Genomic DNA, 25,438 nt, shown 5'->3' with positions numbered 1-25,438 from the left:
GCGTGGCTTGTTGTTTGCTCATCGCCGGTCAGTGGATGCGCATTATAGGGAGATCTCGGATTAGCGCAAGTGTTTATTTCAATTTTTTTTCTGTTCGTTCTCTTTTTGAACTTTGCGTCTATTTTTGATACGAAAAACATCTTTTGTGTGTAAAAAACATACGCTTTATCTTGTTATTGTCTATTCGGTATATTCTATCAATCACACTCTATTGCTCTACTTTCTCTTTTTTATCGATTTTTATAATCAATGAACCATAAAAATCATTACTCTCGCCAGCCTACCCCATCCACTGCTATGCTTTTCTTATTATAAAGTGAAACCAAGTACGAGGTTAAATTATGGGGAAATCAACAATCAGGAATTACTTACACCTTTCGCCTTCTATTGATAAAGATGTTTTTATTGATGAAACAGCAACTGTGATTGGAGATGTACGTATTAGTGAAGATGTCAGTATCTGGCCTATGGTTGTTATTCGTGGTGATGTGAATTACGTAAGTATTGGGAAAAGATCAAATATTCAAGATGGTTCAGTTCTTCATGTCACTCACATCTCACCCAATGATCCTGAAGGTTTTCCTCTTATTATTGGTGATAACGTTACTGTTGGACATAAAGCAATGCTACACGGATGCACAATCGGAGATCGTGTTTTAGTGGGAATGGGCTCTATTTTACTTGATGGTGCAATTATTGAAGATGATGTAATGATTGGTGCAGGTAGTTTAGTTCCGCCAGGAAAGCGGCTAGAAAGCGGTTTTCTTTACTTAGGAAGTCCTGTGAAAAAAGTTCGCCCACTTTCATCAGCAGAAATAGAGCACTTTATCTATTCTGCTAATAATTATGTCGAGTGGAAAAATAACTATTTAGCTACTCATCAATCTGCCATTGATAAAGAATAGATAGGATGGAGAGTTGATAACTCATACTCGGTTACCAACTCTTCAAATTCTTCTTCAATATCCCAACGATTCTGTTTAAATAATAAAATTCCTTCACCAACACCAAAACGTTCAATAAGCTCTTGCTCTGTAATTTGACAATCAAAAAGCATTCCGTTGATCATTATAGGAAAAAGCACACTCCTATTCTCAGCTAGCCATATTTCACGATCTGGAAATTGAATGGATTGGTTCATTTATTCAATCTTTCTCTTAATTCATTAAGGACGGGGTTAATATCTGGTACAAGTTCATACCACAATTCAAAGGCATAAGCCGCTTGCCCTACTAACATACCTAACCCATCTGATAAACGCGTACTCCCATGTTTCAATGCGTTATATAGAAATGAAGTCATTCCGGTTTGATAATAAAGGTCATAGCACGCTGTTTCAAAACCATAAACATCATTAGGAATAGGTGGTAAATCATTAGTCATACTAGATGCAGATGCATTTATAATTAAATCGTAGTGTCTATCAGCAACATTTTCAGCAGCTATTGCTCTGATCGTTCCAAATTGACTAAACTCTTTTGCTAATTGCTCAGCTTTAGCAAATGTACGATTGGTTAAAGTAATATCACAATCGTAATCAAGTAATGGAAGTAGTATTCCTCTGGTTGCGCCACCAGCGCCAATAACTAAAACGGATTTAACCTTATTAGGCACAATAAAATCGAGCCTTGCTAAATCAAGAATAAGTCCTTGTCCATCAGTGTTATCACCAAGAAGTGACCCGTCTTCTAATTTAACAATAGAGTTAACTGCACCACATGCTTTTGCTCTATCTGTTAATTTATCCACAAACCGGAATGCATCTTCTTTAAATGGAACAGTAACATTAGCACCTCGCCCTCCATTAGAAAAAAAATGTGAGGCCGTTTTATCAAATTCACCTAAAGGAACAAGTAAGCGCCCATAGCCATACTCTATTCCTGTTTGTTTTGAAAAAAATTGGTGAATGAAAGGAGACTGACTATGTTCGATAGGGTTTCCCATCACTAAATATTTTCCCATCACCATCATCCTTGCCGGTACAATTTACCTGTTAATGCATCTCGAATTTCAGAAGGATTCTGTCTACCACCAACATTCCCTTCAACGATAGGAATTGTATCCTCAAATTGTTCTCTTACTTCTTCAACTGTACGGCATGGTGGTAATCCGCTTAAGTTAGCACTCGTTGAAACTAAAGGTTTTCCATAAGCTAAACATAGCGCTTTAACAACTGCGTGATCTGTTACTCTCACGGCTAAAGAAGCAAATTTCCCAGTTAACCATTTTGGCGTCGTTGATTTGGCTGGAATAACCCATGTAACGGGTCCCGGCCAAGATGCAAACATTCTGTCTCGTTGAGTTTGTGTTAATGCACTATCATCAATATAAGGTTTCAATTGCTCATAGTTATCAGCAATTAAAATTAGTCCTTTTTCAATTGAACGTTGTTTTAGCATTAATAGTGCCATAACAGCATGCTCGCTGTCAGGATCACAACCTACTCCAAATACAGCTTCTGTGGGATAGGCGATAACTTTATTATTTTTTAATGCTTCTATAATAGAATTGCTTACAGGTGATGCTTCGTTATTCATGTTCTTCTCTTTTTGTTTGTTGCTTTCCACATAATTTGCTGGCGCACATTAATCTTACTCCTTGAGAAGACCTTTTTTCCATCAATAATGGATAGTGGCAATATTCGCATTCACCATTAACAGGTTTGTTATTTAATACAAATTGGCATTCTGGATATTGGTTACACGCATAAAATGTCTTACCAAACCGAGATTTACGTTGTAATAGCTTTCCTTTTTCACATTGAGGACAAGGTATAACGGTTTCATCCGGTTTATCAATTTGTTCTATATGTTCACACTCAGGATAATTACTACAACCAATAAACATCCCAAATTTACCCTGACGTAAAACTAAATCAGCACCACAGCACTTACAAGGTTGTCCTTCTAAAACTTTAATAATTTGCCCATCACCTTGTGGCTTCAGTGTTTTAATATAGTGGCACTCAGGATAAGCAGAACATCCTAAAAAAGGGCCATGCCCTCCATTTTTCATTACTAATTCGCTACCACACTCAGGACATTTTTCCTGTTCAGGTTGCTGTGTAAACGGCATATTCTTTGCCATTGTTTTACCTCATTACACTTATTCCAATCGAGTATAGCCACCAGCCACAATAGCGATTTTTTCAATAAGCTCAAGTTCTAATAAAAGAGGAGCTAATTCAGAAGTTGATAATCCACAGTCCTGAGCAAGGATATCAATAGGTACTGTTTTATTAAAACGTAGAAAAGGTAATATCACGTCCATTGCTTGTTGTTGTTCTGGCGTAAATTGTTCGGGTGTAAGTTGCTCTATTTTAGCCTCTTGTTTTTCATGATTGATAAACGTTGTATATTCCTCTGTTATTAGTTTTTGTTGATGCTCACCATCACAAGTAAGCCACTGCAAAGAGCTATTTAAATATTCCAAGATATCTTCAGGTGAAGATGCTAAATTTGCACCTTGCTTAATAAGCTGGTGATTTCCCTCAAAATGAGCATCGCCTAATAATCCGGGTAATACAAACAACTCTTTACCTTGTTGCAAGGCATAATTTGCTGTTATTAAAGAACCACTTTTAATTCCTGCTTCGACAATAAGTAGTGCAGCACTTAGCCCGCTAATAATCCTATTACGTTGAGGGAAATGGCGTGCTAAAGGCGGTGTCATAGGTAAATGTTCAGAAATAATAAGACCTGATTCTTTTATTTGTGTTGCAAGGGTGCGATGGAATGACGGATAAATCTGCTCTAAGCCGCTTCCTAATACAGCAATAGTAATACCATTACTCTTTAATGCACTTCGATGCCCTATACCATCAATGCCTTGAGCTAACCCACTTGTAATAGTAAGTTTTTTCTTTACTAATTCCTGTGCAAAATAAGTCGCCCATTGGGAACCATATGGTGTAGCAACTCGACTACCAATTAATGCAATTTGTGTGCTTTTTAAATGCTGCCTATTTCCTGCAACAAAAAGCAAAAGTGGCGGTGATGAAATTTGCTTTAATAAATATGGATAATCTGAATCTGTAATCGTTAATAATGATGATTCGTTTTTATCTAACCACTTTAATGTATCGTTGACAGCATTTGTGTGAAGTCTTAAGAATTGATGACTTTGCTGTTCTGACAGACCACAACCTATTAATAGTCTTTGATTTAACTGAGTCAAAGATTGTAGATACCTTGCAATTTGAATCGCTTTATTAATAGGTAGTCTTGAAACAGCATTAAGCCTTATCCATATTTCTCTAGCATCCATGCATTATCCTAATCGTGTTTTTAGCAAACAGGGTGAGCGCTAAACACACCAAATACTGTCAATCTAGACAATAAATGTCTAGAATAGACGTTAAATCCTATTCACATTTTAGAAACAGTCCGAATAAATTATGGCAGTGTTACACGTATTACATTATCCAGACGAGCGCCTTCGCACGATTGCAAAACCAGTCGAAAAAGTTGATGCCGAAATTCAAAAAATTGTCGATGATATGTTTGAAACAATGTATTTGGAAGAAGGTATCGGTTTAGCCGCGACACAGGTGAATATTCACCAGCGTATTATCGTCATTGATGTCTCTGAAACAAGAGATCAAAAGCTGGTATTAATAAACCCAGAACTTCTTGATGCCGACGGTGATACAGGCATAGAAGAAGGCTGTTTATCTATCCCAGAACAGCGTGCTTTTATTCCTCGTGCAGAACATGTAAAAGTAAAAGCCCTTGATTACAATGGTCAACCTTTTGAGTTAGAAGCTGATGATTTATTAGCTATCTGTATTCAACATGAAATGGATCATTTAGTTGGTAAGCTATTTGTAGATTATTTATCTCCATTAAAACGCCAACGCATCCGTCAAAAAGTTGAAAAACTCGATAAGCTAGATAAAAAAAGAGCTAAAACAGGACAGTAACAGTTAAATTGAAACAGGAAGAAAACGTGTCTGATTCATTACGTATTATTTTTGCGGGAACACCCGATTTTGCAGCTCGACATTTAGCTGCATTATTATCAACTCAACATCGTGTGGTGGGAGTACTAACGCCTCCAGATAAACCCGCAGGAAGAGGTAAGAAACTGACTATTAGCCCTGTTAAGGAACTGGCATTAACTCATGATATTCCTGTTTATCAACCCGCCTCTTTAAAACCAGAAGAGAACCATGAGTGGATAGCAGCACAACAAGCAGATATTATGATTGTTGTCGCCTATGGCATGATTTTACCTAAAGCCGTTCTTGAAATACCGCGTTTAGGTTGCCTTAATGTGCATGGTTCTCTCCTTCCTAAATGGCGTGGTGCTGCACCAATTCAACGTTCTTTGTGGGCAGGAGATAAAGAAACGGGTGTTACAATTATGCAAATGGATGTTGGTTTAGATACAGGTGATATGCTGTATAAAGCGTCATGCACAATTACAAATGAAGATACCAGCGCCTCACTTTATGAAAAGCTTGCGGAGCTTGGACCTAAGGCTCTAACAACTACGTTAGATCTCATTACCTCAGGTAAAATAAAAGCTGAAAAACAAGACGATAATTTAGCCAATTACGCACAAAAATTATCTAAAGAAGAAGCAAAAATTGATTGGTCATTATCAGCAGAGCAGATTGAACGTTGTATAAGAGCATTCAATCCATGGCCAATGAGCTTTTTCATGTTAGATGAGCAACCTGTAAAAGTATGGAAAGCACAAGCTATTGCGGATAATACAGATCAACCCGCAGGAACCTTATTAAAAGCAGATAAAACGGGTATTTATATTGCGACAGGTAATGGCATTCTAAATATCACTGAGTTGCAACCATCAGGTAAGAAACCTATGGCTTCTGCTGATTTCTTAAACTCCAAGCGAGATTGGTTCACTCCTGGAAAAATCATTCAATAATAATTCTAAGCCCTGATATCTAACATTATTATCAGGGTTTTCCTTTTTTCGCGCCAATGTAATACATCTCTGGCGCTCAATATTAAACGTTAACTCATCATGAAAACGTCATACAACTTACGTAGCATTGCAGCCAAAGCAATTAACCAAGTATTAGATCAAGGTTTATCTCTAAGCACTGTCATACCAGAACTTCAGAAAAATATTTCAGACAAAGATAAAGCCTTGTTGCAAGAAATCTGCTTTGGCGTATTACGTACATTACCACAACTAGAATGGATTATTCAGCAACTCATGGATAAACCATTAAAAGGTAAACAACGTATTTTACACTACCTCATTATGGTTGGTTTATATCAGCTTCTTTATACACGTATTCCTGCTCATGCAGCACTAGCAGAGACAGTAAATGGCGCTGTTGCACTAAAAAAACCACAGTTAAAAGGATTGATTAATGGTGTGTTACGTCAGTTTCAACGCCAACAAGATATCCTGAACGAACGCTTTCAAAATAGCGAAAATCGTTTTCTCCATCCATCATGGCTACTTGCTCGTATTAAACAGGCTTATCCTGAACAGTGGATGAGTATTGTTGAAGGCAATAACCAAAAACCACCAATGTGGTTACGTGTAAATCAACGTCATCATTCTCGAGAAGAATATTTAACATTACTTGAAAATGAAGGAATTCCCGCTATTGCTGATGATAGCCATCCTTTCGCGATCCGTTTAGAGAATCCATGCAACGTGAATCTTCTCCCAGGATTTGCTGATGGTTGGGTAACAGTTCAAGATCGTTCGGCTCAACGTTGTGCTGAATTATTAGCACCAGAAAATAAAGATCAGATCCTTGATTTATGTGCAGCACCAGGTGGCAAAACAACACATATTCTAGAGATAGCTCCGCAGGCTCAAGTATTAGCTATCGATATAGATGAGCAACGTTTAAAACGTGTACAAGAGAATCTTACGCGTTTAAAACTGAATGCCGTCGTCAAAAGTGGTGATGGTCGTTATCCTGAACAATGGTGTTCAGGCATGCAGTTTGACCGCGTTCTTCTTGATGCACCATGCTCAGCAACAGGTGTTATCCGCCGTCACCCAGATATAAAATGGCTTCGCCGTAATGACGACATTGAACAATTGGCTCAAATTCAAAAAGAGATCCTTCACGCTATTTGGCCATACCTAAAATCTGGTGGCTCGTTGGTATATGCAACCTGCTCTATTTTACCTCAAGAAAATAAACAACAAGTTGAAGCATTTTTAGTATCCACGAAAGATGCACAATGTGATTATCAACACCAATGCTTACCAGAAGAAGAAGGTGGCGATGGTTTCTTTTATGCATTGATCAAAAAAATATGATCTTGTGATAAAAGATGATATCAGATCTAAAAAACGCTACTATTTCAACGCAAGATCATTGAGATCTTGCGTTTCTTTTCTATTTGTTAATCGAATACTCTGAGAAATTACGATGAAAATTATTATCTTAGGCGCTGGTCAAGTAGGTGGTACTCTCGCTGAAAATCTTGTCGGGGAGAATAATGATATTACTGTCGTTGACACTAATGCCGATCGCTTACGCCAACTTCAAGATAAATTCGATTTACGAGTAGTCAATGGACATGGATCTCACCCAAGGATCTTAAGAGAAGCCGGTGCTGAAGATGCAGATATGCTGGTTGCTGTCACCAACTCTGACGAAACTAATATGATAGCGTGCCAAGTTGCCTACACTCTGTTTAATACACCTAATAAAGTTGCTCGGATACGTGCCTCTGAATTTGTTCGTGAAGCAGATAAACTCTTTCTCCCAGAAGCTATTCCCATTGATTATTTAATCTCACCAGAGCATTTAGTCATTGATTATATTTATAAATTGATCCAATACCCAGGTGCCTTACAAGTTGTTAATTTTGCCGATGGTCAAGTGAGTATTGTTGCGGTAAAAGCGTATTACGGTGGATCTCTCGTTGGGAATGCGTTGTCAACATTACGTGATCATATGCCACATATTGATACACGAGTTGCTGCAATTTTTCGTCAAGACAGACCTATCCGACCTCAAGGCTCTACGATTATTGAAGCTGGAGATGAAGTTTTTTTTGTTGTTGCATCGCAACATATTCGTGCAGTCATGAGCGAATTACAACGATTAGAAAAACCTTATAAGCGCATTATGATTGTTGGTGGCGGCAATGTCGGTGCAGGTTTAGCAGCTAGATTAGAAAAAGATTATAGCGTCAAGCTTATTGAACATAATCAACAACGTGCAACAGAATTGGCTGAACTACTCCATGACACCATCGTTTTTTATGGTGATGCTTCAGATCAAGAGCTTCTTGCTGAAGAACATATAGAACAAATCGATGTCTTTATCGCATTAACTAATGATGATGAAGCCAATATTATGTCAGCGATGCTGGCAAAAAGAATGGGTGCTAAAAAAGCAATGGTACTTATTCAGCGTAGCGCTTATGTTGATTTAGTCCAAGGTGGGGTTATTGATATTGCAATATCACCACAACAAGCAACTATTTCTGCACTTTTAGGTCATGTTCGTAAAGCTGATATTGTTAGCGTTTCATCATTACGACGAGGTGTTGCAGAGGCAATCGAAGCCGTTGCACATGGCGATGAAAATACATCAAAAGTTGTTGGCCGCCGTATACAAGATATAAAACTACCACCTGGAACCATCATTGGTGCAATTGTTAGAGATCAAGATGTTATTATTGCGAATGCAAGTCACTCCATAGAACAGGGTGATCATGTGATTATGTTTATCACTGATAAAAAATATGTCCCTGAAGTTGAAAAACTTTTCCAACCTAGCCCATTTTTCTTATAAAGACTATGTAGAAATAAGAATAATAGTAATTGTTACTTATAATGGTCTACTATTATCATGTTAGATACTATATTTTTACATAATAAATCTATACATAGATAAATAAGGGGTGGTTATGTCTTTTTTCAAAGAGTTTCGTGAATTTGCCATGAAAGGCAACGTTGTTGACATGGCAGTCGGTGTCATCATTGGTGCAGCCTTCGGTAAGATTGTTTCATCATTAGTTGCTGATATTATTATGCCACCCCTAGGTTTATTGATCGGTGGTATTGATTTCAAGCAATTTAGTCTTGTACTAAGAGATGCTAGTGGGGATGTGCCCGCTGTTGTACTAAATTATGGTATGTTCATTCAAACTGTTTTTGACTTTGCCATTGTTGCATTTGCGATTTTCTGTGCAATCAAATTAATTAACAAGACGCGTCGTCAAGCAGAAGAAGCACCTAAAGCACCACCGGCTCCTTCCGCAGAAGAAACTCTATTAACAGAAATTCGTGATTTATTAAAAAATCAGCAAAAATAAAAACTAAAAGGCCAGTGATAACAATTGAAAAAATCTTTTGTTATCACTGGCCTCCCAGTTACCCTTCTTGTCATGTTTTGCTTTTCTCATATAACTTCCTTTACCTTTCTTGTTCTTTTCCACACGTTGTCTAAATAGTGGATCATGAACAAGTGCTGCTAAAGCATTATCTTTAATAACACCTTTCTGGTGCTGATATTTGCTAGACATAAAAACCTCTTAAATTGTTAAAGAACATAAAACGTAATACGGCACAGATATTATTGCTTTGTGGCTCCAGATTCAAGTATTTCAAGAATAGAACAATAAGTACTTTCATGAGCACTCCCACAACATGCGTTACTTAACATCTGCAATGAATCTCGCATTCTTTCCATTTCTTTCAAGCGAATTTCAACTTCAGCAAGTCTCGCATCAACAATATGTTTTGATTCAACACAAGTGTGATGAGCAGGATCAACGCGAATAGAAAGTAGTTCTGTAATCGCGTCTAATGTAAAGCCCAATTCTTTTGCATAACGAATAAAACGTAAACGTTGGAGATCTTGTTCTGTATATAGACGATAACCACCTTCTGTTCGCCTGTCATGATCCATCAATCCTTGTTTTTCATAAAAACGGATTGTATCTGTTGTCACATTCGCTAATTTTGCAACCTGCCCGATACGATACATGGATCATTCCCCCACTCTAAATGATGAATAAGCATAGCAAATAATCAAAAGAATAGAATTGAAATATAGTGCGAAGCTTATCTTACCAAAATAGCAGTATGCTGAAATAACAAAAAATAAATATGATGTAACACAAGAGTAGGTAAAAAAGCATTAAATAACAAATAGAAAGGCTAGAGTACAGTTTGATAAATTATTTTTATAAAAATAGTTTCAATGGTTATCATTTTCAATAGATGTAAAAAAACCGGATTAAAAATCCGGTCTTTTTATTCGCTTCACTAAATAATAATTAAATTATTCAGCTGCTGCTTCTGTTTCAGAATCAGCACGGTCAACAAGCTCAATGTAAGCCATTGGAGCGTTGTCACCAGCACGGAAGCCACACTTCAGAATACGAGTGTAACCACCTGCACGGCTCGCAAAACGCGGACCTAATACTGTAAACAGTTTTGCCACGACTTCGTTATCACGAGTACGGGCGAATGCCAGACGACGATTAGCTACGCTGTCGGTCTTGGCAAGAGTAATCAGCGGCTCAACGACGCGACGCAGTTCTTTCGCTTTAGGCAAAGTTGTCTTGATGATCTCATGACGAACTAAAGAACCTGCCATGTTACGAAACATAGCCTGACGATGGCTGCTGTTGCGGTTCAATTGACGACCACTCTTACGATGGCGCATGACCTTATCCTTCTCAGTAAAACCTTAACCTGTGATCTTATTCATCAGCGATACTTGCAGGTGGCCAATTCTCAAGGCGCATGCCCAGAGATAAACCACGCGACGCCAGTACGTCTTTAATCTCAGTAAGAGATTTCTTACCAAGGTTAGGCGTCTTAAGTAATTCAACTTCAGTACGCTGTACCAGATCACCGATGTAGTGGATTGCTTCTGCCTTCAGACAGTTAGCAGAGCGGACAGTCAATTCAAGATCGTCTACTGGGCGCAGTAAGATAGGATCGAATTCTGGCTTCTCTTCTTTAACTTCTGGCTGACGAACATCACGTAAGTCAACAAAAGCTTCAAGCTGTTCAGCCAGGATAGTCGCTGCACGGCGAATCGATTCTTCTGGATCGATAGTACCGTTAGTTTCCATCTCGATAACCAGCTTATCCAAGTCGGTACGCTGTTCAACACGAGCTGCTTCCACATTATAAGCAATACGCTCAACTGGGCTATAGCACGCGTCTACTAAAAGGCGACCGATAGGGCGCTCATCTTCTTCCGAATGAATTCGGGCAGAAGCCGGCACATAACCACGACCACGCTGAACTTTGATACGCATATTAATAGATGCGTTCTCGTCTGTAAGGTGGCAGATAACGTGCTGCGGCTTGACGATTTCGACATCACCGTCATGGATGATATCGGCTGCAATAACAGGGCCAATGCCAGATTTGCTCAAAGTAAGAATAACTTCATCTTTACCATGAACTTTTACCGCCAACCCTTTAAGGTTGAGCAGTATTTCTAGGATATCTTCCTGAACACCTTCTTTGGTGCTGTACTCATGCAGTACACCATCAATCTCAACCTCTGTTACCGCACAACCCGGCATAGACGAAAGCAGAATACGGCGCAGTGCGTTACCAAGAGTATGGCCGAAGCCTCGCTCTAATGGTTCAAGGGTCACCTTGGCGTGCGTCGAACTGACTTGCTCGATATCAACCAGGCGCGGTTTTAGAAACTCTGTCACAGAACCCTGCATTGTGTCCTCTCTTTGGTGCTAAGCCTTACTTGGAGTAAAGCTCGACGATCAGGTGCTCGTTAATGTCAGCAGACAAGTCAGTACGTTCAGGAATACGCTTGAACACACCTTCCATCTTAGCAGCATCAACTTCCAGCCATGTTGGCTTTTCACGCTGTTCAGCCAGCTCTAAAGCAGCCTTGATACGAGACTGTTTTTTCGATTTTTCACGAACGCTGACTACGTCATTCGGGGAAACCTGATAAGAAGCAATGTTAACCACGCGACCATTTACCATGATTGCTTTATGGCTAACCATCTGACGTGCTTCTGCGCGAGTTGCGCCAAAGCCCATACGATAAACAACGTTATCCAGACGACCTTCCAGCAGAGTCAGCAGGTTTTCACCTGTGTTGCCTTTCAGACGAGTTGCTTCTTTATAGTAGTTACGGAATTGACGCTCTAGAACACCGTAAATACGACGTACTTTTTGTTTTTCACGTAACTGAACACCGTAATCAGAAAGACGCGGTTTACGTGCGCCGTGCTGACCTGGTGCTTGTTCCAGTTTACACTTGGTGTCAATCGCCCGAACGCCAGATTTTAGAAATAAATCTGTACCTTCACGGCGGCTCAGCTTGAGCTTAGGACCCAAATATCTTGCCATTTTCTTTCTCCAACTTTCCTAAAAACGAAAACGTTATTAAACGCGACGTTTTTTCGGTGGACGACAACCGTTATGAGGAATCGGAGTCACATCAGTAATATTAGTGATGCGGAAACCAGCCGCGTTTAATGCACGGATAGTTGACTCACGACCAGGACCAGGTCCTTTAACCATAACTTCCAAGTTCTTAATTCCGTACTCTTTAACAGCTTCAGCGCAACGTTCTGCTGCAACCTGAGCCGCGAACGGAGTAGATTTACGAGAACCACGGAAACCGGAACCACCGGCAGTAGCCCAACCCAATGCGTTACCTTGACGATCGGTAATAGTAACGATTGTGTTGTTGAAAGAAGCATGGATATGAGCCACACCGTCAGAGACTTGTTTTCTTACACGCTTACGTGCACGAATAGGTGCTTTTGCCATTGTTCAAATACCCCGATTATTTCTTGATCGGCTTACGCGGACCCTTACGGGTACGTGCGTTAGTCTTAGTACGCTGACCGCGAACTGGTAGACCACGACGATGACGTAAACCACGGTAAGTACCAAGATCCATCAGACGTTTGATGCTCAGGGTAACTTCACGACGCAGATCACCTTCTACAACGTATTTGGCAACTTCGTCACGCAGCTTGTCGATTTGCTCTTCAGACAGCTCACTGATCTTAACATTTTCAGCAATACCAGCAGCTACACAGATAGCCTGTGAGCGGGTCTTACCGATACCGTAAATCGAAGTTAATGCGATTACAGTATGTTTATGATCAGGAATGTTAATGCCTGCTATACGGGCCACTATGCACTCCTAAATTAGCAGTTATACAGTACCATTCTGAAAAGCCCGTTTTCAGGATACTCAAACAATACTGTATATATTATAAAAGATTGGGCTGGCTAATTTAGCCAGCTCAACCGAACTTTGCAAGAAAAAAATGCAATAAATTAGCCTTGACGCTGTTTATGCTTAGGCTCGACGCTGCAAATTACACGCACGTGACCGTGACGTCTAACAATTTTGCAGTTACGGCACATTTTCTTGACGGAAGCACGAACTTTCATTTTTACTCTCCGTAACTTCTAAAACAAATCGATTATCAGTAATTAACCTTTAAGATTTGCTTTTTTCAATGCAGACTCATACTGACTTGACATCAGGAGAGTTTGCACTTGAGCCATAAAATCCATGATGACCACAACCACGATTAAGAGGGAAGTACCACCAAAATAGAAAGGTACTTTCATTGCGTCACGCATGAACTCCGGGATGAGACAGATAAAGGTAATATACAAGGCACCGATTAAGGTTAAACGTGTCATTACTTTATCTATATATTTAGCTGTCTGCTCTCCCGGGCGAATTCCTGGTACAAATGCACCGGACTTCTTCAGGTTATCTGCCGTTTCTCTTGGGTTGAAAACCAACGCCGTATAGAAGAAACAGAAGAATATGATTGCAGCAGCGTATAGTAACACATAAATAGGTTGACCAGGCTGTAGATTTAAAGAAATCGTCGTCAGCCAACCCCATCCTGTACCATCGCCAAACCAAGAGGTTATTGTACCAGGAAACAGGATAATACTTGAAGCAAAAATTGCTGGTATAACACCCGCCATATTTACTTTAAGTGGTAGATGTGTACTTTGTGCCGCGTATATTCTACGCCCTTGTTGACGTTTTGCATAGTTAACAACGATACGACGTTGTCCTCTTTCTACAAAAACAACAAAGAAAGTAACTGCGAACACCAATACTGCAACCAACAATAACAGGAGGAAGTGCAGTTCGCCTTGCCGCGCCTGCTCGATGGTTTGACCAATGGCAGGCGGAAGACCTGCAACGATACCCGCAAAGATAATGATTGAGATACCGTTACCAATACCACGTTCAGTGATTTGCTCACCTAACCACATTAGGAACATTGTCCCAGTGACTAAGCTCACAACAGCCGTAATATAGAATGGTAGACCTGGATTAATTACCAGACCTTGCATTCCTGGCATATTCGGTAAGCCTGTTGCGATACCAATTGATTGGAATATCGCCAGCACCAAAGTACCATAACGGGTATATTGGCTGATCTTACGACGACCGGCCTCCCCTTCCTTCTTAATCTCTGCTAACCGAGGGTTAACCACTGATAAGAGTTGGATAATAATCGATGCCGAAATATAAGGCATGATACCCAGCGCAAAGATAGAAGCACGGCTAAGAGCACCACCAGAGAACATGTTAAACATTTCAATGATGGTGCCTTTTTGCTGATCGAGCAATTTGGCAAGCACAGTGGCATCAATACCAGGGATAGGAATAAAAGAGCCAATCCTAAAGACAATAAGTGCACCAAGAACAAACAAAAGTCTGCGTTTTAGTTCACCAACACCACCTTTAGCACTCTGAAAATCTAAACCTGGTTGTTTAGCCATCTGTCACTTATTCCTCAATTTTACCGCCAGCTGATTCGATTGCTGCACGGGCACCTTTGGTAACACGCAGACCACGAATAGTCACTGCACGGTTAACCTCACCAGACAGAATTAATTTTGCAAATTCAATCTGTGGGCCAACAACGTTTGCGGCTTTCAGTGCATTCAGATCGATTACATCGCCTTCAACGTAAGCTAAATCAGACAGACGGATTTCCGCAGTCACGAATGATTTACGTGAAGTAAAACCAAATTTTGGTAAACGACGATATAAAGGCATCTGGCCGCCTTCAAAACCACGACGTACGCCACCGCCAGAACGAGACTTCTGACCTTTGTGACCACGGCCGCCAGTTTTACCTAAGCCAGAACCGATACCACGACCTACACGTTTAGGCGCATGCTTGGCACCTTCAGCCGGAGACAGAGTATTTAAACGCATCTCTTACTCCTCAACTTTAACCATATAGGAAACCAAGTTGATCATACCGCGAACTGCTGGTGTATCTTCGCGTTCTACAGTGTGACCGATGCGACGCAGACCTAAACCAGTCATAGTTGCCTTATGTTTAGGCAGACGGCCGATTAAGCTGCGTGTTTGAGTAATTTTAATAGTCTTAGCCATGGTCATTACCCCAGAATTTCTTCAACGGATTTACCACGCTTAGCTGCGACCATATCTGGAGACTTCATGCTATCTAAAGCGTCCAGTGTTGCACGAACCACGTTAATCGGGTTAGTGGAACCATAGGTTTTAGCCAGTACGTTACGAACGCCAGCCACTTCTAGAACTGCACGCATTGCACCACCTGCGATGATACCGGTACCTTCATGAGCAGGCTGCATAAATACGCGTGAGCCTGTGTGAGTACCTTTAACAGGGTGGAACAGAGTACCGTTGTTTAAAGCGACGGTTTTCATATTGCGACGGGCTTTTTCCATCGCTTTCTGGATTGCTGCCGGAACTTCGCGAGCTTTGCCATATCCAAAACCAACGCGGCCATTACCATCACCAACTACTGTAAGAGCGGTGAAGCTAAAGATACGACCACCTTTAACGGTTTTAGATACGCGGTTTACCGCGATCAGCTTTTCCTGCAGTTCGCCAGCTTGTTTCTCGATGTGAGCCATCTTACACTCCTACCTTAGAACTGAAGGCCAGCTTCACGGGCAGCATCTGCCAGTGCCTGGACTCGACCATGATATTGGAAACCGGAACGGTCAAATGATACTACTTTGATACCTTTTTCCAGAGCGCGTTCAGCAACAATTTTACCAACTACTGCTGCTGCTTCTTTGTTTCCAGTGTTTTTCAGTTGCTCAATGATAGCTTTTTCTGTAGTAGAAGCGGCCACCAAAGTTTCAGAACCGTTTGGTGCAATAACCTGCGCATAAATATGGCGAGGGGTACGGTGTACCACCAGGCGAGTCGCACCCAATTCCTGGAGCTTACGGCGTGCGCGGGTCGCACGACGGATACGAGCTGCTTTCTTATCCATAGTGTTACCTTACTTCTTCTTAGCCTCTTTGATACGCACAACTTCGTCGGCGTAACGAATACCTTTACCTTTATAAGGTTCAGGGCGACGGTAAGCACGCAGTTCAGCTGCTACTTGACCAATCACTTGCTTATCCGCACCTTTCAGTACGATTTCAGTTTGTGTTGGACATTCAGCAGTGATGCCTGCTGGCAGTTGGTGTTCCACTGGATGTGAAAAACCTACTGATAAGTTAACCGCATTGCCTTTAATAGACGCACGATAACCTACACCTACCAGTTGCAGTTTCTTAGTGAAGCCTTCGGTAACACCTACAACCATTGCATTTAACAGAGAACGAGTAGTACCCGCCTGTGCCCATGCATCAGCAAAACCATCGCGAGGTGCGAAAGTTAACTGGTTGTCAGCATGTTGAATTTCAACTGCATTATGGATAGTACGAGTTAGCTCGCCGTTTTTACCCTTAATCGTAATTACCTGACCGTTGAGTTTAACCTCTACGCCGGCAGGAATGACGACGGGTGCTTTTGCCACACGAGACATTCTTTCCTCCCGAATTAAGCTACGTAGCAGATAATCTCGCCACCAAGACCTGCTTGGCGAGCTGCACGATCAGTCATAACACCTTTTGAGGTAGAAACAACAGCGATGCCCAGTCCTGCCATAACTTGTGGCAGCTCATCTTTTCTTTTATAGATGCGCAGACTTGGACGGCTTACGCGCTGAATGCTTTCTACTACAGCCTTACCTTGGAAATATTTTAAAGTGATTTCCAGTTCTGGCTTAGTGTCGCCTTCAATTTTAAAATCTTCAATATAACCTTCTTCCTTAAGCACGTTGGCAATCGCCACTTTCAGCTTGGAGGAAGGCATTGTGACCGCAACTTTGTTCGCGGCCTGACCGTTACGGATACGGGTCAGCATATCCGCGATGGGATCTTGCATGCTCATCTGTCTTTACTCCCGTGATTCAATTATGGTAATTACCAGCTAGCCTTTCTAAGGCCCGGGATTTCACCGCGCATAGCGGCTTCACGGACTTTAATACGGCTGAGGCCAAATTTCCGCAGGAAACCGTGCGGACGTCCAGTTTGACGGCAGCGGTTACGCTGACGTGAAGGACTTGAATCACGTGGCATAGTTTGCAGTTTCAGAACAGCATTCCAACGATCTTCGTCAGACACGTTCACATCTGAAACGATAGCTTTCAGTTCTGCGCGTTTTGCGAAGAATTTCTCAGCTAAATTCGCACGTTTTACATCACGTGCTTTCATAGATTTCTTAGCCATGAATGCCCTGCCTTACTTGCGGAACGGGAAGTTAAACGCTGCTAACAGTGCGCGACCTTCATCATCTGATTTCGCAGTCGTAGTAATGGTAATATCCAAACCACGAACACGATCCACTTTATCGTAATCGATTTCAGGGAAGATGATTTGCTCACGTACGCCCATGCTGTAGTTACCACGTCCATCAAATGATTTAGCGGACAAACCACGGAAGTCACGGATACGTGGTACAGCAATAGAGATCAGGCGTTCAAAGAACTCCCACATGCGTTCGCCACGCAGGGTCACTTTACAGCCGATCGGATAGCCCTGGCGGATTTTGAAGCCTGCAACAGATTTGCGTGCTTTGGTGATCAAAGGTTTTTGACCTGAGATTGCTGCTAAATCAGCTGCTGCATTGTCCAGCAGTTTTTTATCAACAATTGCTTCACCAACACCCATGTTCAGGGTGATCTTCTCGACCCGAGGGACTTGCATGACAGAATGGTAACCAAACTGAGACATCAGTTTTTGGACTACCTCGTCTTTGTAGTAATCATGCAGTTTCGCCATCGTATACTCCAAATTACTTGATAGTTTCTTTATTAGACTTGAAGAAACGGACTTTTTTGCCGTCTTCGAATCTAAAACCTACACGGTCAGCCTTACCGGTTGCCGCATTGAAGATTGCAACGTTAGAAACTTGAATAGAAGCTTCTTTTTCAACGATGCCACCTGGTTGGTTCAGAGCCGGAACTGGCTTCTGATGTTTTTTAACCAGATTGATACCTTCAACGATAACTTTACCAGAAGAAAGAACCTGTTTTACTTTACCGCGCTTACCTTTATCTTTACCAGTCAGCACGATAACTTCGTCTTCACGACGGATTTTCGCTGCCATTGCCTGCTCCTTAGAGTACTTCAGGTGCCAGAGAGATTATTTTCATAAACTTCTCGTTACGAAGTTCACGAGTAACCGGCCCAAAAATACGCGTACCAATAACTTGCTCGCTGTTGTTGTTTAACAATACACAAGCGTTGCTATCGAAGCGAATGACAGAACCGTCAGGGCGACGAACACCCTTCTTGGTGCGCACCACTACCGCTTTCAGTACATCACCTTTCTTAACTTTACCACGTGGAATTGCTTCCTTGATGGTAATTTTGATGATGTCACCTACATCTGCGTAGCGACGGTGCGAGCCACCTAGAACCTTGATACACATTACGCGACGTGCACCGGAGTTGTCGGCCACGTTCAGCATAGTCTGTTCTTGGATCATTTTAGTGCTCCGCTAAATGTCAACTACTACTGAGCCACTTCCACATTAGAAGAGGCCGTTCAATATCCCATAATACGAGGGAGCGGCATTATAACACCACATTCTCGATATGGACAGAAAAAATAAACGGCTCGTTCAGTTTTGAGCCGTTTATTTCGTACGAAAAGGCTATTTTATTACAGAACAGCTTTTTCTACAACGCGAACTAACGCCCAAGACTTAGTCTTAGACAGTGGACGTGTTTGACGAATTTCTACTACGTCACCAATTCCACATTCGTTGTTCTCGTCATGTACATGCAGTTTGGTCGTACGACGGATAAACTTACCATATAATGGGTGTTTAACCATACGATCGATAGCAACGACAATAGATTTCTCCATTTTGTCACTAACTACACGACCTTGCAGAGTACGGATTTTATCGGTCATTACGCACCCGCCTTCTCAGTCAGTAAAGTCTTAACGCGTGCGATATTACGACGCACTTGTTTCAACAGATGAGACTGTTGTAACTGACCACTTGCTGCCTGCATACGCAGGTTAAACTGCTCGCGCAGTAAGTTCAGCAGTTCTGTGTTCAGCTCTTCAACGCTCTTTTCGCGCAGCTCTTTTGCTTTCATTACATCACCGTCTTAGTTACAAAGGTGGTTTTGATAGGCAGTTTTGCTGCCGCCAGCTTGAATGCTTCACGGGCCAGTTCTTCAGGCACACCATCCATTTCATACAGGACTTTACCTGGCTGGATTAAGGCAACCCAATACTCAACGTTACCTTTACCTTTACCCATACGGACTTCGAGCGGCTTTTCAGTGATTGGTTTGTCTGGGAACACACGGATCCAGATTTTACCCTGACGCTTAACTGCACGGGTCATTGCACGACGTGCCGCTTCGATCTGACGTGCAGTCAGACGACCACGGCCCACAGCTTTAAGACCGTAAGTCCCGAAGCTTACATCCGCACCAGCAGCTAAGCCACGGTTGCGGCCTTTGTGCACTTTACGGAATTTTGTACGCTTTGGTTGTAACATCAGCGACTCTCCTTACTTGCGGCCTTTACGCTGCTGCTTTTTAGGTTGAGCAGCCGGTTTTTCCGCCTGTTCAACTGCAGCCATACCACCCAGGATCTCACCTTTGAAGATCCATACCTTAACGCCGAGCACACCATAAGTGGTTTGTGCTTCTGAGGTATTGTAGTCGATATCTGCACGCAGAGTGTGCAGAGGTACACGACCTTCACGATACCATTCAGTACGAGCGATTTCAGCGCCGCCTAAGCGACCACTTACTTCCACTTTAATACCTTTAGCGCCTAAACGCATAGCGTTCTGTACCGCACGCTTCATAGCACGACGGAACATAACACGACGTTCCAGCTGTGAAGTGATGCTGTCAGCAACTAATTTTGCGTCCAGTTCAGGTTTACGTACTTCGGCGATATTAATTTGCGCAGGAACGCCAGCGATATCCGCTACGTTTTTGCGCAGTTTTTCAACATCTTCACCTTTTTTACCGATAACGATGCCTGGGCGAGCAGTGTGAATAGTCACACGGATGCTTTTCGCAGGACGTTCGATAACGATACGAGATACAGATGCTTTAGCCAGTTCTTTAGTTAAGTACTGACGTACTTTAAAGTCGCTGTCTAGGTTGTCAGCGAATTCATTGGTACCCGCATACCATGTGGAATTCCAAGGCTTGACAATGCCAAGGCGGATACCATTAGGATGTACTTTTTGACCCATTGCTAGTCTCCAGAGTCTCAGCGATCAGACACAACCACAGTGATGTGGCTGGTGCGCTTCAGAATACGATCTGCACGGCCTTTTGCACGAGGCATAATGCGCTTCATAGAAGGACCTTCGTCAACAAAGATCTTAGCTACTTTCAGATCATCAATGTCAGCGCCATCGTTGTGTTCTGCATTAGCAATAGCAGACTCCAGTACTTTCTTCACTAAACCAGCAGCTTTCTTGTTGGTAAAGGTTAAAATTTCCAGAGCTTGCGACACTTTCTTACCGCGAATCAGGTCAGCTACCAAGCGAACCTTCTGAGCAGAAGAACGAGCGTGGCGATGCATAGCGATAGTTTCCATCTCTTCCTCCTACCTTATTTTTTCTTAGCCTTTTTATCGGCTGCATGACCGCGATAAGTACGGGTCGGCGCGAATTCACCCAGTTTGTGACCAACCATTTCGTCGGAAACGTAAACTGGAACATGCTGACGACCATTATGGACAGCGATGGTCAAACCGATCATGTTAGGAAAGATCGTTGAACGACGGGACCAAGTCTTAACAGGCTTTTTGTCACCGCTTTCCACCGCTTTCTCTACCTTCTTCAGCAAGTGCAGGTCAATGAAAGGACCTTTCTTGAGAGAACGTGGCATGGCTTATCCTCTAATTATTTCTTAGTACGACGATGAACGATGAAATGTTCAGTGCGTTTGTTTTTACGAGTCTTCTTACCTTTGGTTTGAACGCCCCAAGGTGTTACTGGGTGTTTACCAAAGTTACGACCTTCACCACCACCATGTGGGTGATCGACTGGGTTCATCGCAGTACCGCGAACGGTAGGACGAATACCACGCCAGCGACTTGCACCAGCTTTACCCAGAACGCGTAACATGTGCTCAGAGTTGCCAACTTCACCGATAGTTGCACGGCAATCAGAAGGAACTTTACGCATTTCACCAGAACGCAGACGAATAGTGACATAAGCACCATCACGAGCAACGATCTGAACGTAAGTACCAGCTGAACGAGCTAACTGACCACCTTTACCTGGTTTCATTTCTACGTTATGAACTGTAGAACCAACCGGGATATTACGCATTGGTAAGGTGTTACCCGCTTTGATAGCAGCATCAACGCCAGACTGAACTTTATCACCCGCTTTCAGGCCTTTTGGAGCCAGAATGTAGCGACGTTCACCATCAGCATACAGCACTAAAGCGATGTTAGCTGAACGGTTTGGATCATATTCCAGACGTTCTACTGTCGCAGGGATACCATCTTTGTTGCGTTTAAAGTCAACAATACGGTAAGCCTGTTTGTGACCACCACCGATATGACGGGTAGTGATACGACCATTGTTGTTACGACCACCGGACTTGCTGTTCTTTTCCAGCAATGGCGCATAAGGTTTCCCTTTATGCAGCTCAGGGTTTACCACTTTAACTACGTGGCGACGGCCCGGAGACGTAGGTTTACATTTAACAATTGCCATTGTTCTTTACTCCTCCGACTTACTCAGCGCCGCCGACGAAGTCCAGATTCTGGCCTTCCTTCAGGGTGACGTAAGCTTTTTTCCAGTCGCTACGACGACCAATACGCTGACCGTGACGTTTCACTTTGCCTTTCATCAGCAGAGTGTTAACACTTTCAACTTCGACTTCAAACAGTTTTTGTACAGCTGCTTTAATCTCTGCTTTGGTCGCGTCTTTAGCAACTTTGAGAACGATGGTGTTTGATTTTTCCATCGCGATAGAAGCTTTTTCAGATACATGCGGCGCGCGCAGTACTTTCAGCAGACGTTCTTCACGGATCATGCCAGCATCTCCTCAACTTGCTTCACAGCGTCAGCAGTCATGACGACTTTGTCGAAGGCGATTAAGCTAACAGGGTCGATTGTTGCTGCATCACGTACGTCAACTTTATATAAGTTACGTGCTGCTAAATACAGATTCTCATCTACATCAGCAGTGATGATCAGAACATCTTCCAGAGCCATATCTTTCAGTTTCTGTGCTAAAAGCTTAGTTTTAGGCGCTTCAACAGAGAACTTCTCTACGACGATCAGACGATCTTGACGTACCAGTTCAGACAGAATGCTCTTCAGAGCACCACGGTACATCTTTTTGTTTACTTTTTGACTGTGGTCCTGTGGTTTAGCTGCGAAGCTAACACCACCAGAGCGCCAAATTGGGCTCTTGATTGAACCTGAACGTGCACGACCTGTACCTTTCTGTCTCCAAGGCTTTTTGCCTGAACCAGAAACTTCAGCACGGGTTTTCTGAGCACGAGTACCTTGACGAGCACCAGCAGCGTATGCAACGACTACTTGATGCACAAGCGCTTCGTTAAAGTCACGCCCGAAGGTAGTTTCGGAAACAGTCAGCGCGCCTTGCGCGTCTTTCATTACCAATTCCATTCCTATCTCCTCGACGTTACGCCTTGACAGCTGGTTTAACGATCAGGTCACTGCCAGTTGCACCTGGAACAGCACCTTTGACCAGCAGCAGGTTGCGCTCAGCGTCAACACGTACTACTTCCAGGCTCTGAACGGTAACTTGTTCGTTACCCAGTTGACCTGCCATTTTCTTGCCTTTGAACACCTTACCCGGAGTCTGGTTCTGACCGATAGAACCCGGAACACGGTGAGACAAGGAGTTACCGTGGGTAGCATCTTGAGTACGGAAGTTCCAGCGCTTTACAGTACCAGCAAAACCTTTACCTTTAGATGTTCCAGTAACGTCGACTTTTTTAACGTCAGCGAAAATTTCTACGCTAATGCTTTGACCTACAGTGTATTCTTCGCCTTCATTCAGACGGAATTCACGTAGTAAGCGGCCAGCTTCAACACCAGCTTTAGCAAAATGACCTGCTTCAGGTTTCAGTACACGGTTAGCTTTTTTGCTACCAGTAGTCACCTGAATGGCACGATAACCGTCTTTCTCCAGATCTCTGACCTGAGTAACACGGTTGTTTTCAATTTCGATAACGGTTACAGGGATTGAAACGCCATCTTCAGTGAAGATACGCGTCATTCCTACTTTCTTACCGACTAAACCAATCATTGTTTCAACCTCTCAATCGCTTGATGACCTGATTAACCTAGGCTGATCTGCACGTCTACGCCGGCAGCCAGATCCAGACGCATCAGAGCATCAACGGTTTTCTCGGTTGGCTCAACGATGTCAACCAGACGTTTGTGAGTGCGAATTTCATACTGATCACGCGCATCTTTATTAACGTGCGGAGAAATCAACACTGTGAAACGCTCTTTGCGAGTCGGCAGTGGGATTGGACCACGAACTTGCGCACCAGTGCGCTTAGCAGTCTCTACGATTTCCGCAGTTGATTGATCAATCAGACGATGATCAAAAGCTTTCAGGCGGATACGGATTCTTTGGTTCTGCATGAGACCAGAGCTCCAACTATTTTTTATAAACGTAAATGATCACTACTCGTACCCATTTCGATTGATGAGAGAGTGTAATCGTTCTGCATATAACTCCCCAATCGGGAGTATTATATTAATGCAATAAAAAATCTGCATTAGCTGATAAATCAGCCTCACTAAATCAGTGAGCCTGCGCATTATACTTGCCTGAGTGATGAAATCAAGCCAAGAATAAAAAATCAGCGATAAAAATTCATTTTATCTTTTCGAAAATAAAAAAAGCAAAGGCAACCTTCATTGCCTTTGCTTTAAAAATCGTCTCACAACTCACTAAAGAAGATGGATTATTCTTCTCTATAAGGTGCTAAATTATTCTTCAATAATTTGAGCTTGTAGATAGTTTTGAAGTCCCATTCGTTCGATAAGTTCAAGCTGGGTTTCAATCCAATCAATATGCCCTTCTTCATCGGTTAGAATTTCTAGCATAAGATCACGACTGACATAGTCATGAATTGAATCTGCGTAAGCAATAGCTTCACGTAAATCTTTGGCACCGCCTAATTCCAATTCCAGATCAGAACGTAGCATCTCTTCAACATCTTCACCGATGTTTAGTTTGCCTAAATCTTGTAAGTTTGGAATGCCTTCAAGGAACAAAATACGCTCGATATATTTATCGGCGTGTTTCATTTCATCTATGGATTCATGATATTCCATTTCATTAAGGCGTGTAAGTCCCCAATTCTTGAACATTCGGGCATGTAGGAAATACTGATTAATTGCAACAAGCTCACCACCCAATAACTTATTAAGGTGGGCTATCATTTTTTTATCACCTTTCATTTTTATGCTCCTTTGCTTCCAGTCTTTTTAGTGTAGACCTTTTATACAAAGAGGAGAGAAAGGAAATTTAAAATTTGTTATGCAACTTCAGAAATTTGAGGATAAAGGGCAGATTGCTCATTTTCGATAATTTGACGAGCTTGACGTACACACTTACCACAACAACTTCCAACGGGTAAGATCTTGCGTAATTCATTGATAGTGTGAATTTGATGTTTATGGACAGTTGAGATGATTTTTTTATCACTCACACCGTGGCAAAGACATACGTACATAATAACAACCTCATTAACTACTCACGGCCAAGATAGTAAATGATAATTATTATGATTTCAATTTCTATTTATTTAGCTTAAATGTATTTACTTATGCATATCACCAAAGATGATGAAGTAGAGAAAAGCATTAATGTTTTATTGAGATTTAAAATATCTAATCTTCAGATACAAAAAAGGGCATCTAATGATGCCCTCTTCATGCATAAATCTATCAGGAATTAACCTAATACTTTAGCAACAACGCCCGCACCTACTGTACGGCCACCTTCACGGATAGCGAAACGTAAACCGTCGTCCATCGCGATTGGGTGAATCAGTTCAACGATCATATTGATGTTGTCACCTGGCATTACCATTTCTACGCCTTCTGGTAATTCGATAGTACCAGTTACGTCAGTTGTACGGAAGTAG

At 42.1% G+C, this 25,438-nt stretch carries 44 protein-coding genes; 6 read left to right on the top strand and 38 right to left on the bottom strand.

Translation table 11 applies throughout. From position 1 onward, the window contains the following. The first annotated feature begins 341 nt into the window (after window positions 1–341). Complete coding sequence (locus B6258_RS06905; protein ID WP_099074633.1) at window positions 342–905, top strand: gamma carbonic anhydrase family protein; 564 nt, start codon at window positions 342–344, stop codon at window positions 903–905. On the opposite strand, the gene B6258_RS06900 is transcribed toward B6258_RS06905, so the two are convergent. From B6258_RS06900 to dprA, 5 genes are read right to left on the bottom strand one after another with little or no spacing between them, the layout of a single operon-like run. Further along, on the bottom strand, window positions 881–1,141 hold the full coding sequence (locus tag B6258_RS06900; RefSeq protein ID WP_099074632.1) for a DUF1488 family protein: 261 nt from the start codon (window positions 1,139–1,141) through the stop codon (window positions 881–883). The two genes, B6258_RS06905 and B6258_RS06900, sit on opposite strands and share 25 nt — an antisense overlap. Then, window positions 1,138–1,962 (bottom strand): shikimate dehydrogenase, encoded by an 825-nt coding sequence (aroE, locus tag B6258_RS06895; protein WP_099074634.1) that lies wholly within the window; start codon window positions 1,960–1,962, stop codon window positions 1,138–1,140. Before aroE ends, B6258_RS06900 begins: the two co-directional genes overlap by 4 nt. A gap of 5 nt (window positions 1,963–1,967) precedes the next feature. Next, entirely contained in the window at window positions 1,968–2,537 is a 570-nt protein-coding gene (tsaC, locus tag B6258_RS06890; RefSeq protein ID WP_099074631.1) for an L-threonylcarbamoyladenylate synthase type 1 TsaC, read from the bottom strand. Further along, window positions 2,530–3,087, bottom strand: coding sequence for a DNA topoisomerase family protein (locus tag B6258_RS06885; protein ID WP_099074630.1), 558 nt, complete (start codon window positions 3,085–3,087; stop codon window positions 2,530–2,532). Before B6258_RS06885 ends, tsaC begins: the two co-directional genes overlap by 8 nt. Before the next feature lie 18 nt (window positions 3,088–3,105). Beyond that, the gene (dprA, locus tag B6258_RS06880) at window positions 3,106–4,266 is read right to left on the bottom strand and encodes a DNA-processing protein DprA (RefSeq protein WP_099074629.1); all 1,161 of its coding nucleotides are present in this window, start codon (window positions 4,264–4,266) and stop codon (window positions 3,106–3,108) included. A gap of 130 nt (window positions 4,267–4,396) precedes the next feature. Between dprA and def the strand changes: the two genes are divergently transcribed. From def to mscL, 5 genes are all read left to right on the top strand, one after another. Next, window positions 4,397–4,921, top strand: a complete 525-nt coding sequence (gene def / locus B6258_RS06875) for a peptide deformylase (RefSeq protein ID WP_099074628.1) — start codon at window positions 4,397–4,399, stop codon at window positions 4,919–4,921. A 26-nt stretch (window positions 4,922–4,947) separates the two neighbouring features. Beyond that, window positions 4,948–5,895: a methionyl-tRNA formyltransferase gene (gene fmt, locus B6258_RS06870; protein WP_099074627.1), complete on the top strand. Its 948-nt coding sequence runs from the start codon at window positions 4,948–4,950 to the stop codon at window positions 5,893–5,895. Window positions 5,896–5,994: 99 nt separating this feature from the next. After that, on the top strand, window positions 5,995–7,263 hold the full coding sequence (gene rsmB, locus B6258_RS06865) for a 16S rRNA (cytosine(967)-C(5))-methyltransferase RsmB (protein ID WP_099074626.1): 1,269 nt from the start codon (window positions 5,995–5,997) through the stop codon (window positions 7,261–7,263). Between the two features lie 112 nt (window positions 7,264–7,375). Beyond that, window positions 7,376–8,752, top strand: coding sequence for a Trk system potassium transporter TrkA (gene trkA / locus B6258_RS06860; protein ID WP_023583477.1), 1,377 nt, complete (start codon window positions 7,376–7,378; stop codon window positions 8,750–8,752). Between the two features lie 115 nt (window positions 8,753–8,867). Then, the gene (gene mscL / locus B6258_RS06855) at window positions 8,868–9,275 is read left to right on the top strand and encodes a large-conductance mechanosensitive channel protein MscL (RefSeq protein WP_023583476.1); all 408 of its coding nucleotides are present in this window, start codon (window positions 8,868–8,870) and stop codon (window positions 9,273–9,275) included. 3 nt (window positions 9,276–9,278) lie between these two features. Here mscL and B6258_RS06850 read toward each other — a convergent pair whose 3' ends face one another. The 33 genes from B6258_RS06850 to B6258_RS06690 all read right to left on the bottom strand — a co-directional run. Then, window positions 9,279–9,485, bottom strand: coding sequence for an alternative ribosome-rescue factor A (locus B6258_RS06850; RefSeq protein WP_023583475.1), 207 nt, complete (start codon window positions 9,483–9,485; stop codon window positions 9,279–9,281). A 50-nt stretch (window positions 9,486–9,535) separates the two neighbouring features. Further along, a complete protein-coding gene (gene zntR, locus B6258_RS06845; RefSeq protein ID WP_099074625.1) occupies window positions 9,536–9,949 on the bottom strand; it encodes a Zn(2+)-responsive transcriptional regulator in 414 nt (137 codons plus the stop codon). A gap of 297 nt (window positions 9,950–10,246) precedes the next feature. Continuing rightward, complete coding sequence (rplQ, locus tag B6258_RS06840) at window positions 10,247–10,633, bottom strand: 50S ribosomal protein L17 (RefSeq protein WP_004246940.1); 387 nt, start codon at window positions 10,631–10,633, stop codon at window positions 10,247–10,249. 37 nt (window positions 10,634–10,670) lie between these two features. After that, a complete protein-coding gene (locus B6258_RS06835) occupies window positions 10,671–11,660 on the bottom strand; it encodes a DNA-directed RNA polymerase subunit alpha (protein ID WP_006535513.1) in 990 nt (329 codons plus the stop codon). 25 nt (window positions 11,661–11,685) lie between these two features. Then, the gene (rpsD, locus tag B6258_RS06830; RefSeq protein WP_004246942.1) at window positions 11,686–12,306 is read right to left on the bottom strand and encodes a 30S ribosomal protein S4; all 621 of its coding nucleotides are present in this window, start codon (window positions 12,304–12,306) and stop codon (window positions 11,686–11,688) included. 36 nt (window positions 12,307–12,342) lie between these two features. Continuing rightward, complete coding sequence (gene rpsK, locus B6258_RS06825) at window positions 12,343–12,732, bottom strand: 30S ribosomal protein S11 (protein WP_002919257.1); 390 nt, start codon at window positions 12,730–12,732, stop codon at window positions 12,343–12,345. A gap of 16 nt (window positions 12,733–12,748) precedes the next feature. After that, window positions 12,749–13,105 carry a 30S ribosomal protein S13 gene (gene rpsM, locus B6258_RS06820; RefSeq protein ID WP_036914623.1) on the bottom strand — a complete coding sequence of 119 codons (357 nt, stop codon included), beginning with the start codon at window positions 13,103–13,105 and terminating at the stop codon, window positions 12,749–12,751. A 146-nt stretch (window positions 13,106–13,251) separates the two neighbouring features. Continuing rightward, entirely contained in the window at window positions 13,252–13,368 is a 117-nt protein-coding gene (gene rpmJ / locus B6258_RS06815; protein ID WP_071788572.1) for a 50S ribosomal protein L36, read from the bottom strand. A gap of 42 nt (window positions 13,369–13,410) precedes the next feature. After that, window positions 13,411–14,733 (bottom strand): preprotein translocase subunit SecY, encoded by a 1,323-nt coding sequence (gene secY, locus B6258_RS06810; protein ID WP_006535510.1) that lies wholly within the window; start codon window positions 14,731–14,733, stop codon window positions 13,411–13,413. Between the two features lie 7 nt (window positions 14,734–14,740). Then, window positions 14,741–15,175: a 50S ribosomal protein L15 gene (rplO, locus tag B6258_RS06805; RefSeq protein ID WP_004246944.1), complete on the bottom strand. Its 435-nt coding sequence runs from the start codon at window positions 15,173–15,175 to the stop codon at window positions 14,741–14,743. A 3-nt stretch (window positions 15,176–15,178) separates the two neighbouring features. Then, window positions 15,179–15,358 (bottom strand): 50S ribosomal protein L30, encoded by a 180-nt coding sequence (gene rpmD, locus B6258_RS06800; RefSeq protein WP_036914634.1) that lies wholly within the window; start codon window positions 15,356–15,358, stop codon window positions 15,179–15,181. Window positions 15,359–15,363: 5 nt separating this feature from the next. Next, complete coding sequence (gene rpsE, locus B6258_RS06795; RefSeq protein WP_023583472.1) at window positions 15,364–15,864, bottom strand: 30S ribosomal protein S5; 501 nt, start codon at window positions 15,862–15,864, stop codon at window positions 15,364–15,366. A gap of 14 nt (window positions 15,865–15,878) precedes the next feature. Beyond that, window positions 15,879–16,232, bottom strand: coding sequence for a 50S ribosomal protein L18 (gene rplR, locus B6258_RS06790; protein WP_023583471.1), 354 nt, complete (start codon window positions 16,230–16,232; stop codon window positions 15,879–15,881). Between the two features lie 9 nt (window positions 16,233–16,241). Continuing rightward, the gene (gene rplF / locus B6258_RS06785; protein WP_036933221.1) at window positions 16,242–16,775 is read right to left on the bottom strand and encodes a 50S ribosomal protein L6; all 534 of its coding nucleotides are present in this window, start codon (window positions 16,773–16,775) and stop codon (window positions 16,242–16,244) included. 14 nt (window positions 16,776–16,789) lie between these two features. Next, window positions 16,790–17,182 carry a 30S ribosomal protein S8 gene (gene rpsH / locus B6258_RS06780; RefSeq protein WP_004246950.1) on the bottom strand — a complete coding sequence of 131 codons (393 nt, stop codon included), beginning with the start codon at window positions 17,180–17,182 and terminating at the stop codon, window positions 16,790–16,792. A 32-nt stretch (window positions 17,183–17,214) separates the two neighbouring features. After that, window positions 17,215–17,520, bottom strand: coding sequence for a 30S ribosomal protein S14 (rpsN, locus tag B6258_RS06775; protein WP_006535503.1), 306 nt, complete (start codon window positions 17,518–17,520; stop codon window positions 17,215–17,217). A 12-nt stretch (window positions 17,521–17,532) separates the two neighbouring features. Then, entirely contained in the window at window positions 17,533–18,072 is a 540-nt protein-coding gene (gene rplE / locus B6258_RS06770; protein WP_036933223.1) for a 50S ribosomal protein L5, read from the bottom strand. A gap of 13 nt (window positions 18,073–18,085) precedes the next feature. Then, window positions 18,086–18,400, bottom strand: a complete 315-nt coding sequence (rplX, locus tag B6258_RS06765; RefSeq protein WP_006535502.1) for a 50S ribosomal protein L24 — start codon at window positions 18,398–18,400, stop codon at window positions 18,086–18,088. Window positions 18,401–18,410: 10 nt separating this feature from the next. After that, window positions 18,411–18,782 (bottom strand): 50S ribosomal protein L14, encoded by a 372-nt coding sequence (gene rplN, locus B6258_RS06760; protein WP_004246955.1) that lies wholly within the window; start codon window positions 18,780–18,782, stop codon window positions 18,411–18,413. A 176-nt stretch (window positions 18,783–18,958) separates the two neighbouring features. After that, the gene (gene rpsQ / locus B6258_RS06755) at window positions 18,959–19,213 is read right to left on the bottom strand and encodes a 30S ribosomal protein S17 (RefSeq protein ID WP_023583468.1); all 255 of its coding nucleotides are present in this window, start codon (window positions 19,211–19,213) and stop codon (window positions 18,959–18,961) included. Beyond that, the gene (gene rpmC, locus B6258_RS06750) at window positions 19,213–19,404 is read right to left on the bottom strand and encodes a 50S ribosomal protein L29 (RefSeq protein WP_004238624.1); all 192 of its coding nucleotides are present in this window, start codon (window positions 19,402–19,404) and stop codon (window positions 19,213–19,215) included. Before rpmC ends, rpsQ begins: the two co-directional genes overlap by 1 nt. Beyond that, window positions 19,404–19,814, bottom strand: coding sequence for a 50S ribosomal protein L16 (rplP, locus tag B6258_RS06745; protein WP_006535500.1), 411 nt, complete (start codon window positions 19,812–19,814; stop codon window positions 19,404–19,406). Before rplP ends, rpmC begins: the two co-directional genes overlap by 1 nt. A 12-nt stretch (window positions 19,815–19,826) precedes the next feature. After that, complete coding sequence (gene rpsC, locus B6258_RS06740; RefSeq protein WP_023583467.1) at window positions 19,827–20,528, bottom strand: 30S ribosomal protein S3; 702 nt, start codon at window positions 20,526–20,528, stop codon at window positions 19,827–19,829. A gap of 17 nt (window positions 20,529–20,545) precedes the next feature. Further along, window positions 20,546–20,878 carry a 50S ribosomal protein L22 gene (gene rplV / locus B6258_RS06735; protein WP_006535498.1) on the bottom strand — a complete coding sequence of 111 codons (333 nt, stop codon included), beginning with the start codon at window positions 20,876–20,878 and terminating at the stop codon, window positions 20,546–20,548. 14 nt (window positions 20,879–20,892) lie between these two features. Further along, window positions 20,893–21,171, bottom strand: a complete 279-nt coding sequence (gene rpsS, locus B6258_RS06730; protein ID WP_004246960.1) for a 30S ribosomal protein S19 — start codon at window positions 21,169–21,171, stop codon at window positions 20,893–20,895. Window positions 21,172–21,185: 14 nt separating this feature from the next. Further along, a complete protein-coding gene (rplB, locus tag B6258_RS06725; protein WP_006535497.1) occupies window positions 21,186–22,010 on the bottom strand; it encodes a 50S ribosomal protein L2 in 825 nt (274 codons plus the stop codon). 19 nt (window positions 22,011–22,029) lie between these two features. Beyond that, window positions 22,030–22,332 carry a 50S ribosomal protein L23 gene (gene rplW / locus B6258_RS06720; protein ID WP_004246962.1) on the bottom strand — a complete coding sequence of 101 codons (303 nt, stop codon included), beginning with the start codon at window positions 22,330–22,332 and terminating at the stop codon, window positions 22,030–22,032. Further along, window positions 22,329–22,934 (bottom strand): 50S ribosomal protein L4, encoded by a 606-nt coding sequence (gene rplD, locus B6258_RS06715; protein WP_023583466.1) that lies wholly within the window; start codon window positions 22,932–22,934, stop codon window positions 22,329–22,331. The genes rplW and rplD overlap by 4 nt, the downstream gene beginning before the upstream one ends. Window positions 22,935–22,950: 16 nt before the next feature. Continuing rightward, the gene (gene rplC, locus B6258_RS06710) at window positions 22,951–23,580 is read right to left on the bottom strand and encodes a 50S ribosomal protein L3 (protein ID WP_023583465.1); all 630 of its coding nucleotides are present in this window, start codon (window positions 23,578–23,580) and stop codon (window positions 22,951–22,953) included. Window positions 23,581–23,612: 32 nt separating this feature from the next. Further along, window positions 23,613–23,924: a 30S ribosomal protein S10 gene (rpsJ, locus tag B6258_RS06705; RefSeq protein ID WP_001181005.1), complete on the bottom strand. Its 312-nt coding sequence runs from the start codon at window positions 23,922–23,924 to the stop codon at window positions 23,613–23,615. Window positions 23,925–24,275: 351 nt separating this feature from the next. After that, window positions 24,276–24,749: a bacterioferritin gene (gene bfr / locus B6258_RS06700; RefSeq protein WP_075674372.1), complete on the bottom strand. Its 474-nt coding sequence runs from the start codon at window positions 24,747–24,749 to the stop codon at window positions 24,276–24,278. 77 nt (window positions 24,750–24,826) lie between these two features. Next, window positions 24,827–25,024 carry a bacterioferritin-associated ferredoxin gene (gene bfd / locus B6258_RS06695; RefSeq protein WP_099074624.1) on the bottom strand — a complete coding sequence of 66 codons (198 nt, stop codon included), beginning with the start codon at window positions 25,022–25,024 and terminating at the stop codon, window positions 24,827–24,829. 221 nt (window positions 25,025–25,245) lie between these two features. After that, a partial coding sequence (locus tag B6258_RS06690; RefSeq protein WP_099074623.1) for an EF-Tu C-terminal domain-related protein occupies window positions 25,246–25,438 on the bottom strand: 193 nt, incomplete at its 5' end.

It is taken from the genome of Proteus alimentorum (assembly GCF_002607735.1).
GTDB classification, from domain to species: Bacteria; Pseudomonadota; Gammaproteobacteria; order Enterobacterales; family Enterobacteriaceae; genus Proteus; species Proteus alimentorum.
This window is presented reverse-complemented; position numbering and strand designations above follow the sequence as displayed.